Source organism: Sorangium sp. So ce693 (assembly GCF_051521375.1).
Lineage (GTDB): Bacteria > Myxococcota_A > Polyangia > Polyangiales > Polyangiaceae > Sorangium > Sorangium atrum.
Genome location: NZ_CP150347.1, coordinates 12,561,695 through 12,574,898 on the forward strand (window position 1 = coordinate 12,561,695; position 13,204 = coordinate 12,574,898).

Below are 13,204 nucleotides of genomic sequence, written 5' to 3' on the forward strand. Positions count from 1 at the left end.
AGATTGGCCTTGTACCTCGGTCGTTCTGGTAGGCTGAGCGGGTTCAGCACACCCGAAGCGGGTCGCCGAAATGAGCTCTTCACCTCCGGATCGGGCAGCATCAGCGTCGGGCGCGAGGAGGTCGCTGCATTCGCCGGAGCTGATGGAGCCTGCCGGGCCCGCCTCTGCGGGGCAGCTGGTCCTCGCAGGGGCCCGCGCGATCGCGCCGGTGTCGCGCCACCGCGGCCCGCGGGCTGAAGAGGCCTACTGGCGCGCGCGGGTGGACGAGCGCCGCGCGGCCGGCGACGTGCAAGGGGAGCGCGAGGCAGCCCTCGCCCTCGCGAGGACCCTCGCCGCGCGCGGCGTCGAGCTGGACCAGGCGGCGGTGCTCGCCCGCCGGGCGCTCTCGCTGGGCGACGATCCGGCGATGCGGAGCGAGCTCGCCGGCTGGCTGGCCGGGCTGGGCGAGCCAGCCCTCGCCGCGGCGGCGCTGCGCGGCCTCCGCGACGACGCACAGCCGCCCGGCGCGACGGCGCGGATGCTGGTGAAGATCGCCGTGCTCCTCGCGCGCGCCAGCGACGTCGCGGGCGCTGTCGACGCGCTCGAAGAGGCGAGCGAGCTCGCCCCGGACGACGCGATGGCGAGCGAGCTGCTCGGCACGATCGCGGCCTGGGCGTCGGACGAGGTGTTCCCCGCGGCCGCGGCGAAGGCGTACCTGGAGGCGGCCAAGCGGCGCGAAGCCGCGCGGGAGCGGGAGGCGGCGTTCGAGGATCGCCTGCGCGCCTTCGAGATCGCGCCTCACGATGACATGGCGGCCAAAGCCATGGCGGCCGCGCTGTTCTTGCGCAGCCGGCAGGGCGCGGCCGACGAGGTGCTCCGGACGCACGCCGACGCGCTCGCGGCGCGGGCGGCTCGCGGCGAGGCCTCTGGCCCCGCCGCCCTGCGACGCGCGATGGAGGTGCACGGCCACCGGCTCCAGGGCGCGACGAACGAGGGCGACTGGGCGCGCGCGGTCGGGTGCGTGCTCGACGCGGGCCTCGACGGGGCGATCGACGGCGACGCCGCCCGCGCGATCGACGAGGTGCTCGAGCAGGCGGGGCTCTACGAGCTCGTGGCCGCGCGGATCGAGCTCAGGGCGGAGCAGCGGGTCGGGGCGTCGAGGTCCGAGGCGTACGTGGCGCTCGCGCGGCTCCACGCTGGCCCGCTCGCGAGCCCCGATCGCGCCGTGGAGGCCTGGATCGAGGCCGCGGCGAGCGACTCCGGCAGCACCGCCGCGCGCTCCGCGCTGCGCGACCACGCGGCGACCCTGCACGACATGGCGCCCCTCGTCGAGGCGCTCATCCGCATCGGCGAGGGCTCGGACGCGAGGGCGACGGAGGACGCGGCGGGGCGGATCGACGCGCTCTCGGAGCTCGCGCGACTCGCGGAAGAGAAGATCGGCGACCCCGGCCTCGCGCGCTGGGCGCTCGAGACGCTGAGAGACGTCGGCGGCGACCCGAAGCACGCCGAGGCAGGGCTCCAGCGGATCGCCGATCGGCTCAAGGGGCAGGACGAGGCGCTCTCGGCGGCGCAGCGCGCGCTCCGCGGCGCGGACACCGCCGAGGGGCGGATCGACGCGCTCCGCCGGCTCGTCGTCATCTACCGCGGCCGCCCGAAGGAGCGCGCGGCCTACGAGGAGGCGCTCGTGGGGCTCTCGCGGGCGCTGCCGGCCGACCGCGGCTGCCTGCTGGCGCTCGATCGGCTGAGCCGGCGGACCGGGGGCGGCGCCGCGCTCGACGCCCTGCTCCGCGCGCGGCTGGCCGAGGCGATGCGGGCGCCCTCCGAGGCCGAGGGCGCGCGCTCCGCGAGGTCCGAGGCGATCCGCGCGTCCTTGCTGACGCGGGTCGAGCTGGTGCGTGCCAGGCTCCTCCTGTCGGCGATCGCGCGGCGGCAAGGCCAGGACGCCCGCGCCCTCGACGAGGTGTTGCCGCTGCTCGGCGAGGCCCCGGGGCACCGCGGCGCGGCGAGCGCTGCGCTCGTGCTGGCCACGCGGACCGGGCGCCTGCGGGAGCGCGCCGACGCGCTCGTGCAGCTCGCCGCGCCGGTCTGGCCGGCGCTGCGCGCGGTGCTGCTCTCGAGCGCGGCGGCGCTCTACCAGCGGACGCAGCGGGCGCTCTCGCGCGAGGTCGCGCTGCTCGCCTGCGAGGCCGATCCGTCGTCCGCGCGCGCCGTGGCCACGCTCGCCTCCATCCTCACGGCAGATCTCGCCGCCGCCGCGGGGGCCGGCGAGGCGCCTCCGTTCGAGGTCGACCGGGCGGTGGCGGCCGCGATCGAGCGCTCCATCACCACGGTGTTCCCGCGCGGCGCGCTCTGCGACGGCCTCGCGAGGGCGCTGGAGGCGCTGGGCGAGCTGCCGCTCGCGCTCGCGTGGACCCAGCGCTGGCTCGCGCTGCGGCCAGGGTGCCCCCAGGCGACCGCGGAGCTCATCCGCCGCGCCGCGGCCGCCGGCGACGCGGCGCGGCTCTCGGACGCGCTCGCGTGGATCCTGGCGCAGCCCAAGCCGCTCGGCGAGATGGCGGCCGCGCTGGCGAGCGCGCTGCACGCCCTCTACGACCTCGATCCCGAGCGCGGCACGGCGCTCGCGAGGCGCTCGCTCGACGTCTTCGGACCGCAGAACCCGCTCTTGCGCGAGCGGCTGCTGGAGCTCGCGCGCCGGGCGGGCGACCCTCACCTCGCCGTGACCGTGCTCGAGCGGTGGCTGGCCGTCGAGATGACGGCGTCGCACGCCCCCGAGCTGATGTTCATGCTCGCCGATTGCCGGCTCGACGGCGGCGATCCGGACGGAGCGGCGCAGGAGCTCGCGCGCGCAGCGGCCGTGCAGGCGGATCCTCACGAGGTCCTCACGCGGGTCCAGCGCCTCGAGTCGTCGCTGCTCGACGCGAAGGGGCTCAGCTCCGACGGCGCCATCGCGCTGGTCGAGGCGAAGGCCCGGGCGTTCACCGCGCGGGGCGCCGACACGGCGGGAGAGGCCGCGGCAGCGTGGCGTGAGCTCGGCAGCCTGCGCTGGGACCTGGCGGAGGATCACCGGGGCGCCGAGGAGGCGTTCTTCCGCGCGAGCGAGCTCGCGCCGAGCGGCGGGACCGAGCGTTACGCGCGGGACATGTGCGAGTTCGCGGGCGTCGAGGCGGCGATCGACGCGCTCGTGGCGCGCGCCGCGGAGGCCCGGGGCGAAAGGGGAGCGCAGCCCGCCGCGGACGGGGACGGGTGGTCGGGCGACGTCGGGCCCGAGCGACGCAGGCGCGCCAACCTGCTGATCGAGGCCGCCAACCTCGCGCACGAGCACGGCCTGCCCGAGCGCGCGCTCTCCACGGCGGCGAGCGCGATCGAGCTCGATCCCCTCCGCGCCGACGCCGTCGCGCTGGTCGAGAAATCGGCGGACGCCGACGGCGGCATCGTCGTCCTCGACAAGACCTACCGGCTGCTCGCCGACGCGGCCCTCGGCTGCTATGGGCGCCGCGCCGCCCATTACCGCGCGGCGCGGCAGCTGGAGCGGCGCGGCGCGTTCGAGCTCGCGCTCGCGCACGCCGTGGCCAGCTTCGAGGCGGTCCCCACCGAGGGCACCTCGTACGTGCTGCTCGCTCGGCTCGCCGAGCACGTCGGCGAGCCGTCGGACGCCGTGCGCGCGCTCGAGCGGGTGGCGGCGACGGCCGATCCGGCGTCGCGCAATGCCTGGTTGAAGCGCGCCGCGGCCCTCACCGGCCGCACGGAGGAGGGCCTCCGGCTGCGCCTCGACATCCTGCTCCGCGCGATGGTCGTGCGCCCGGATCCGGCGCTCGTCGAGGACGTCGGCGCGGCCATCCGCGATCTCGTCGCGTGCACGGGGCAGCCGGAGGTCGAGACCATCCGCTTCGACCGCGCGGTCAAGGCGAGCATCGCGAAGCTCGACGGCCCCGAAGGGGCCCGCGCGGGGCTCGCCATGGCGCGCATCGCCGTCGCCGTCCTCGACTCGCCCGCGCTCGCGCTCGCCGCGATCGAGCGCGCGATGCTCGCCGACGGCGACGTCGACGAGTTCCAGACGCTCCTCGACATCGTCGGCGAGCTCGCGCAGCAGACCGAGCCGGCGTCGCACCTGGTCGCGGCGGTGTACGCCGCAGCGATGAGGCCGCACTCGAGCGTCGGTCCCAGCCTGCTCAGGTGGGCGAGCAAGCTCGCGGGCGCCTTGAACGTGCCGCCGGTCGCGGCGGCGCTGCTCGTGGAGGCGGCCCGGCGCGCGCCGGAGGACGACGCGCTCGCGTACGAGGCGGAGGCGGCCGTCGAGGCCAGCGGGGACGAGGCGCTGAAGCGCTCGCTGGACGATGCCTTGCCGGTCGCGCGGCGCCTCGAGGCGCTGCTGCACCTCGCCGACAAGCACGAGCGCGAGGGCCAGCGCGCCGAGGCCACCGTCGCCCTGGAGCGGGCGCTCGCCGGCGGCCAGCTCCTGGGCGAGGTGCGCACCGAGGTCGTCACCCGGCTGCGCCGGCTGTACGCGGCCGAACGTCGCGGCGCCGATCTCGAGGCGCTCGTCCAGTCCGAGCTCGCGCGCATCGACCTGCCGGATGACGTCCGCCTCGGGTTGACGCGCGAGCTCGCCGGCATCCTCGCCGACGGCGGCGATCTCCATGGCGCGGTGGAGCTCCTCCTCGAAGCCGCGCAGAAGACGCCGTTCGACGAGGCGCACATCGACGAGCTCATCCAGCTCGCGCGGAGCACCGACGATCGCCAGCGGCTCTTCGACGTGCTCACGCGCCTCCAGGGCGTCCTGACCGGCGACGAGGAGCGGCTGCTCGTGCTCCGCGAGCTCGCGCCGCTGGCCCAGGAGCTCGGCGATCGCGGCGCCGCGGTGGCGCTCTACGAGGCGATCGCGCGGCTGGATCTCACCGACATGCACGCCGTCGAGATCGTCGAGCAGGACGCGAGCGACCGCGGCGATCACGCCGCGGTCGCCGCCCTCCTCGCGCGGCGCATCGAGGTGGCTCCGCTGCCGGACACGCGGCGCGCGCTGCGGCTCCGGCGGGCCGCCCTGCTCGAGCAGCGCCTCGGCCTGCTCGACGAGGCGTGCGCCGAGCTGGAGGCCCTGCTCGCGGCGTCGCCCGACGACGTGAGCGCGCTGAGGTTCCTCGCGGACATCCACGAGCGGCTCGGGACGCCGCTCCGCGCCGCCCCGCTCTGGTGCAGGCTGGGCGATCTCGCGACGACCACCGACGAGCGGGCCGAGTACAGCCTCCGCGCGTGCAGCAGCTACCTCGGCGGCGGGGATGTCGAGTCGGCGAAGGACACGCTGGAGAGCGTCGCTCGCATCGCGCCGCGCGAGGCCGTGATCGAGCTCCGCGTCGAGATCGCCCGCCGGGAGGGGGACGGCCACGCGCTCGCCGCGGCGCTCGATCAGCTCGCCAGCGCGTCGCGCGACGCGCCGGAGCGGCGCGCGCAGCTGCTGGTCGAGGCGGCGCGCGCCACCTCGACGCTCGGGGACGACGCGACGGCGCTCGAGCGCGCTCGCCGCGCCGTGAAGCTCGCCCCGGAGTCGCCCGACGCCGTCCTCGAGGCGCGCCGCATCGAGTATCGCCTGCGCGGGACCGGGACGCCGCGCGACGCGCAGGCCGCGGTGGAGGAGCTCGGCCGCATCGCGCCGCGCCTGCGCCCGGCGCACGTCGACCTGCACGCGTTCCTGCTCGCCGAGACGCTCGACGTCATCCAGGGCCACGGCGCCGGCATGCGGGAGCTGACCCGGCGCCACGCCGAGGTCGGCCCGAGCACGCTGGTGGCGCTCGGCATGGCGGAGCGCCTGGCCCTGAAGCGGAACTTCTCTGCCGCCCTCCCGCTGTTCGATCGCGCGCTCGGCGGCGATCTCCAGGGCATGCGCGCGCGCGGTCGGGTCGCGCTCGCCGCCGCCGAGAACGCTCAGAACGCCGGCGATCTCGAGGCGGCCGCGCGCCTGCTCGAGGAGGCCGCGGCGGAGCCGGAGACGCGCACGCTCGCGCTGCGCCGCCAGCTGGAGCTCACGGCTGCGCGAGGCGAGCCCGAGGCCGCCCGGAAGGCGCTCGAGGAGCTCGCCGCGCAGAGCTCGGGGATCGATCGCGCGCGCGCGCTGATGCAGCTCGCGCGTCTGCACGCGTCGAGCGACCCGGATCGCGCGGCGAAGATCCTCTCGCAGGCCACGGTGCTCGCGGGCACGGATCGCTCGCTGGGGCTGAAGATCGCCGAGCTGAACGCCGAGCTGGCCAGCGAGCGGGCGACCCTGCCTCCCGAGGAAGTGCCCCAGGCCGCGACGCTCCGCGCAGGCGCCGCGGAGCCGACCCAGGCGGCACCAGAGGCGCCGCCCAGCGTTGCGTCGGCAGCGAGCGGCGTCGGGCCCGCGAGCAGCCGGGCGCCGTCGAGCGGCGCTGGGCCCGCGAGCAGCCGGGCGCCCTCGAGCGGCGTCGGGCCTGCGAGCAGCCGCGCGCCGTCGGGCGGCGTCGGGCCCGCGAGCAGCCGGGCGCCGTCGAGCGGCGCTGGGCCCGCGAGCAGCCGGGCGCCGTCGAGCGGCGTCGGGCCTGCGAGCAGCCGCGCGCCGTCGAGCGGCGCGCCGGCCTCGAGCAACCCGCACATCGATCTCGTCGAGCTCAACGACCCGCTCGACGAGGGGTTGATCGCCGACGACCCGTCTCAATCCACCTCTGCCGAGCTTTCGGACGACGATCTGCTCGATGGGACGGCGAGCACCGCGGCCTCGCCGGCGCCGTCACCGAGCGCTGCGCCAGGTCCCGCGGAGAGCAACGCCGCGCGCGGCGGCGCCGCGTCGGGCCGCTCCAGCGTCGGCGCGCCGCAGGCCGGGCCCCCGGTCTCCGCCCCGGCGTCGATCCAGCCGCCCTCCTCCGCGACGCGGCTCGTGGCCGCGTGGTCGCCGTCCGCCGCCGAGAGCTTCGAGGAAGCCGCGCTCTTCCGCGAGCTCGCCGCGGGCTCGTTCGACGCTGGCGAGCGGCTCATCAAGAGCTTCGCTCCGCGCGACGATCGCTCTCGGGAGGCGCTGGCGGTCCGACGGATGCAGGCCCACCTGCGCCTCGGCGACCGGAGCACCCTGGAGCGCCTCCAGGCGGCCGCGATCGCCGACAAGAACATGACCTACGCCCGCGCCATCGAGCACGTGCTGCGCGCCTTCGACGGTGACGAGCCGTCCGATCGGCCCGGCGAGGGCGTCGTCACGCCGCCGCCCCTCGCCGCGCAGCGCGACGCGCCGGAGCTCGTGAGCGCGCTGCTCTTCCGCGATCTGGAGTCGCCGGTCAACGAAGCGCTCGCGATCGTCTGGGAGACGGGCCTCTATCGCCGCGACGCAGGCCAGTCCGGGCTCGTCCCCTCCGAGCGGATCCAGCCGACATCGCCCACCCTCCTCGGGGAGATCTACGGCGTCATGGCCGCTCACCTCGGCCTCTTGCGCACCGCGCTCTTCCACCAGCGCGCTCCCTTGCCTGCTCCGTCGTCGCCGGAGGGGCAGGTCATCCGGGTCAACCCGCCGGCCGTGCTGCTGCGGGGCGAGGTCCGCGAGGACACCCCCGAGCTGCGTTACCTGCTCGGCGCTCAGCTCGCTGGCGCCATGCCCGACCATGTCCTGGTGAACACCAGCTCGGAGGATGAGCTCCGCACGCTGCTCTCTGCCATCGTCGCCGCGTTCGGTCCTCTGGAGGCCACCGCGCACAGCGCCCGCGGCAACCCGGCGGTGGTGCGGCTCGAGCAGAACCTCTGGCAGCTCATCCCCCCGCGCGCAGAGCGTCGACTCCGCGAGATCTGCGACAGCGCCGACAAGATCACCTACGAGGGGGCCGTCAAGACGACCCGCACCGCGATGCGCCGCGCTGGCCTCTTCGCCGCGGGCAACGTCGCCACGGCCGTGCGCGCGACCATCAAGGAGCGCGGCCTGGAGCTGGCGGTCCCGCTCTCCGACCCCGAAGGGCTCGCCGCGGCCTGCGCGTCGGTCCCCGAGATCGCCGATCTCGTTCGCCTCGCGACGCGGATGGAGTACGCCGAAGCGCGATGGCAGCCAGGTACGGTGCCTTCACTCCGGCGGGTCGACACGGGAAGCTCGCGCTTCCGTGCAGGTACGTAGGCGTCGCGGCACCCACCGCGCGGACGTCGGTGGCGTCATGTTCCTTGCAGACCTCGCGCCCCCGCAGAGCCGACCGGAGCCCGGTCTTATCCCGTCCCAACCGAGCTTCCCCGTGTGCATGTCCGTACTTCGCCCGGGTGCGATGATTGCGGGGTGGCCGCATCGGCGCATCCGTCTCGACGCGACAGCGCTGTCACAGCGCCGCCGCTGGTTGCGCGGCGCCCTGTCGAGCGGATGCACGCCCCACGCTGCCCGGAACGCCGTCTGTCGGTTGGCACGAACATCGCCTTCTCGCGCGGGTGTGATTTTCCCCTACGCCTGCTCGGGTGCGGACCCGTTCGGGCTCCGCGCGTCACTCTCATCAGCTCGGCGGCCATCGGTCACCAGCGTCTCTGCGGACCCGCGGTGCTGTCCCGCCGCATCGCGCCTGGGGCGGCTCCTGCTCCGCGCTGCGCGCGCCGCGTCCTCGGCGAGGAGGGCACGGTGAGCTCGCGATCCGTCGTGTGCGCCGCGCTGCTCGCTTGCCTACCGACCTCGGTGGCCTGCGGCATTCCCCTCGAGATGGCGGACTCCGCCCCCGTGAACGCCTGCGACAGGTCGGTCGAGTGCGGCCCGGGGGCGACCTGCGCCGATGTCAGCGGGCAACGCGCGTGCGTCTCGACCAGCGCGAACCTCGACGGGCTCATCCTCGAGATCCGGCCGCGCGCCACGCCCGAGCTGGGCGCGGAGGTCTCCCATCTCCTCGCCATCGATGCAGCGAGCGGCTTCCCTCCTCACGACCCTGGCGGGCAGGTGCATTCCGTCGATCTCACGATCCCCATGCCCGCGCGCGTGGAGGCCACGGTGCGCCTCGGCGGCTCCTACTGCGAGGGCCTCGCCGGCGGGCAGCTCCCCGCGACCGGCGGGAAGTTCCCTTTGAAGGTCGAGTTCCGGCGCATCGCGCCCATCCTGGGCCTGCCCACCCAGACCTACTCGACGCTCTCGGAGCCGAACGGCGACGACGGCCAGAGGTTCCAGCTCGAGATCCCCGCAGGCGACTACCACATCTCGCTGACGCCGCAGGCGCGCTCCGATTGCCGCGACGACATCCCCCCGCCGATCTTCCTGCCGAACCAGGTGGTCCCCGAGCAGTGGACGCTCGGCATCAACGCCGAGGCGCCCGCCGTGCTCCAGGGCAGCTTGCAGGTGCCCGAGGGCGTGCGCGTCGACGGGTGGAAGCTCGATCTCGTCGACCCGGTGACCGGCAGCGTCCTCTCCCAGGTAGGCCTCCTCGAACACGCCGAGCCCGACCCGCAGGCGACCGCGACGCAGGTCAAGTTCAGCGTGAAGTTCTACTGGGCCGACGCCGACAAGGACAGGAGCCCGCTCATCCGGCTGCGTCCGAAGGACGGGGAGCCGAGGCCCACGGTCTACTGGGACCTCGCTGCGCTCGCGCTCCAGGGCTCCACGGGGAACCTGAACCTGTCGCTCCTCCAGCTCGACGCGGCGGCGCGCCGCGTGGAAGGTCAGACGCTCGATGCGGCGGGCAACCCGGTGCTCTCGGCCGTCCGCATCCAGAGCGCGGTCATCGACAGGGCGCCCACCGCCGCCTACAAGCTGGACACCGAGACGGACGCGAACGGCCTCTTCCGTGCCGACCTCCCGCCAGGCGAATACGTCCTCTTCGCGCAGCCGATCAACGACACCACCAAGGCGGCCGCCAAGCAGACGCTCAAGTTCGCCGCCAGCGACGACTGCTACTGCGGTCAGTCGGTCATCATCCCCGAGGCCGGGACGCTGACCGGCCGCGTCCAGGGGCCCATGGGCGAGCTGATGGATGGCGCCAGCGTGTTCGCGGTCCCTTCCCGTGGCCAGGTCACGGCGTACATCGGCCAGGTGCTGACGCCCGAGCCGCTGCTGCCCCGGCAGACGTCCGGGGTCCTCCGTGACGGCGCGTTCTCGATCGACGTCGACCCAGGGGAGTTCGACTTCTCGGTCCGCCCGATGCCCGGCTCCGCCTACCCCTGGCTCGTCCGGCCGCGCCTTGCGGTCTCCGCGATGGATGCCGCGGTCACCGACCTCGAGCTCGCCATGTCGTACCCGGCCGTGCTCCAGGGCGTCGTCCGCGACGCGTCGGGCGCCCGTCTCGGCGACGCCGCGGTCGTCGCCTGGCTGCCCGTCCAGAGCACGACCGCGCGGGATACGGCCGCGAGGGGCATCCAGATCGGCGAGACCCGGTCGGCGGCCGATGGCTCCTATGTGCTGCCGCTCCCCCCATCGATGTCCCGGTGAAGTCGGAGCGAAAAAGGGCGGTACCAGCTCAGCGCGGAGCGAGATAGGCTAACGCCCGTGGCGCAGCCGACGCGCGGTGGGACATCGGAGCCTTCAACCGAGGATGGCCTGACCCTCGCGCCTCCTCTACGCGGCGACCTGGGCCAGCGCGCCGACGAGGAGCGCGCGACCGGGACCTCGCTTCCGTCTGCGCAGGAGCTCGCGATCGCGCTGCACGAGGTCTCCAACGCGCTCACCGTCATCGTGGGTTGCATCGAGCGCGCGCAGGGCGAGCAAGGCCCCGAGCTGGGCCGTTCGCTCGGCGTCGCTGCCTCCCGCGCGCGCGACGCTCGCCGCCTGATCCGGCGAGCCATCGGCGCCGAGGGCGAGGGGCGTCCGGCGGGCGACGGCGAGGTCGCGTCGAGGCCGCTGGGGGAGCCGGCGCGCCTGATCGCCGACGTCATCGACGACGCCGTGACGGGGCTCGAGCCCGAGGCGCGGCGCTCCGCGATCGCGCTCCGCGCGGTGATCGAGCCCGCGATCGCGCGGACCGGCGTGAGCAACGGCGCTGCGGTCGTGCAGATCTTGACGAACCTGCTGCTCAACGCGGTGGCGCTGTCGCCCCGCGGCTCGTCCGTCCGTGTCGATGCCAGGCTCGAGGGCGCCGCGGTCGTCATCGGCGTCGCGGACCAGGGGCCCGGCGTCCCGCCGTCGCGCCGCGCGACGCTGCTGAGCTCGGGCGTCTCGACGCGGCCTGGCGGAGCGGGCATCGGTCTCCGCCACTCCGCAGCGCTGGCGAGCGCTGCCGGCGGCGGGCTCGCGCTCGTGCCTTCGGAGGAAGGCGCTCGCTTCGAGCTGCGCTGGCCCGTCGAGGACACTCCGCCTGCCGACGCCCCGCCCCGCGAAGCAGGCGCCGAGGAAGGGCCGCCCGTGCCGCGGAGCATGGCGTCGCCGTCGCAGCCGGGGACGGTCCTGGATGGCGTCAGGATCCTGGTGGTCGAGGACGACGACGCGGTGGTGGATCTGCTCGACACGGCGCTCACCGCGCGTGGCGCGAGCATCGTCAGCGTGCAGAGCGCGCTCGAGCTCCCGGGGGCCCTCGCCTCCGGGCCGTTCCAGGCTGCGCTGCTCGACATCTCGCCGATCCAGCAGGACGTCCTCGGCACCGTCTCCGCCGTGCGCAGGGCCAACCCGGACGTGCGGCTCGTGGTCATGTCCGGCAGCGCCGGCGCCGATCCTCTCCCCGCGAACTCCGGCGTGTCCTGGGTGCGCAAGCCGTTCGAGATCCGCGAGATCGTCGAGGCGCTCGTCCGCTGAAGGGCCCGCGGGACGGTGCGCGCAGCGCTCGGTGCGGTGCGTGCGGGTGTGCCCCTCTGGTGCGCGCCCCGGTCGCGCGGCCGCAGCCTGGGCAGCGGGCGATCGGCCAAGGCCGCGAGGCCGCCACGGCTGAGCAGCGCGGGCGCTGCGCCGTGTGACGACGTTGTGAGGATTAGCTTGACTTCCCCGGCCAGCTGGGTAGGTTCCGTCCCGCAACCGCACTCGCGAAGGTGGCGGAATTGGCAGACGCACTAGCTTGAGGTGCTAGCGGGTAACACCGTGGGGGTTCAAGTCCCCCCCTTCGCACTCCCTGTCTCTCTCTCTCTCGGCGCATCGTTCTCCAATCCTTGTGCACACCTGGCTGAGTGTTTTCCCTCAGCGCGTGTGCGGTACCGGTGGCGCCGCCCCTGTGTCTTGACGGGGCCGCCCGGTTTCGGAGCTCGCGTCTGAACCTCGACGGCTCGCCCTGGCACCGCTGAGCGCTCGTCTGCGCCAGCTGGACGCAGGGCGATGCATGCGGGCAGCACATGCCGCGTGGAGCGTGGCGCTCCGGGGGAGGCGCGCGACAGACCGCCTGTTCGGGGCGGATGTCACGCGAGTTCGCGCGGGGGATGCACATGAGAGCGCGCTGGAGAGGCCTCAGGGCTCCTCCGATCGGTTGGGCCGACGCGTCGTTTCGGCGGCTGCCCCGAGGCTTCTCGCTGGCTGTCCGGCCCAGGCGATCCTCGCAGACTCGCTCGATACGGACGATGGGCCATGTCCCTATCGCACTGGAGTCGACGCCAATCGATCCATCGGTTGTGCGCGCCAGGTGCCCGCGGCAAGGGCTTCGAACGAGGATCCATGCCGTTCTTGGAGGGTCCACTCCGCATGTTCCAGAGTGCGTCGTCCTGCCGGTCCTCCACCGGCTGACCCATCGACAGGAAAGCTCGGCATGAATCGACCCTGGCTCGCCCTCGTTCTCTACGGGATCTACCTTGCGCTCGCGTTCGGATGGCGCTCGCTCAGGCAGCGCAGCGCGACAGGATCGGCGGGCTTCCGCGGCATCTCGGGGCCACCCGGGTCGCTGCCGTGGCTCGGCGGCGTGCTCTTCGTGATCGCGCTCGTCCTGGGAGCGCTGGCCCCCGTCGCGGAGCTCGCGGCCTGGATCGCTCCCCTCGCCGATCCTGGCCTGCCCCTGGTCGGCCTCGGCGCGGCCATGACGATCTCGGGGACGCTCGGCACGCTCTGGTCACAGGGCGTGATGGGCGCGTCCTGGCGCATCGGCGTCAGCGAGGCGGAGCGCACGGGCCTCGTGACCGGAGGCCCGTTCGCGGTGGTGCGGAACCCTGTCTTCAGCTTCATGATGCTGGCCGCGCTCGGGCTGCTGCTGATCCTCCCGAACGCGGCCGCGCTCGCCTCGCTCGTCGCGCTGGTCATCGCGATCGAGCTGCAGGTCCGCCTGGTCGAGGAGCCGTACCTCCTGCGCGCCCACGGCGGCGCGTACACGGCCTACTGCGCGAAGGTCGGCCGCTTCCTGCCCGGGATCGGCCGAGGGGGCTCGCCGCCGTCGCCCTGACGCCC

The 13,204-nt window shown here is 74.7% G+C and carries 4 protein-coding genes and 1 tRNA gene; all 5 read left to right on the top strand.

The genetic code is table 11. The features are described 5' to 3' along the window. Positions 1-142: 142 nt before the first annotated feature. The 5 genes from WMF14_RS46920 (at position 143) to WMF14_RS46940 (ending at position 13,199) form a co-directional block, all read left to right on the top strand. Positions 143-8,074: a hypothetical protein gene (locus WMF14_RS46920; protein ID WP_437797261.1), complete on the top strand. Its 7,932-nt coding sequence runs from the start codon at positions 143-145 to the stop codon at positions 8,072-8,074. Positions 8,075-8,557: 483 nt separating this feature from the next. Further along, positions 8,558-10,345, top strand: coding sequence for a carboxypeptidase regulatory-like domain-containing protein (locus WMF14_RS46925; protein ID WP_272096428.1), 1,788 nt, complete (start codon positions 8,558-8,560; stop codon positions 10,343-10,345). A 57-nt stretch (positions 10,346-10,402) separates the two neighbouring features. After that, positions 10,403-11,641: an ATP-binding protein gene (locus WMF14_RS46930; protein ID WP_437797263.1), complete on the top strand. Its 1,239-nt coding sequence runs from the start codon at positions 10,403-10,405 to the stop codon at positions 11,639-11,641. Between the two features lie 224 nt (positions 11,642-11,865). Continuing rightward, positions 11,866-11,947, top strand: a tRNA-Leu gene (locus WMF14_RS46935). Positions 11,948-12,575: 628 nt separating this feature from the next. Beyond that, a complete protein-coding gene (locus WMF14_RS46940; RefSeq protein ID WP_437797265.1) occupies positions 12,576-13,199 on the top strand; it encodes a methyltransferase family protein in 624 nt (207 codons plus the stop codon). Positions 13,200-13,204: the final 5 nt, after the last annotated feature.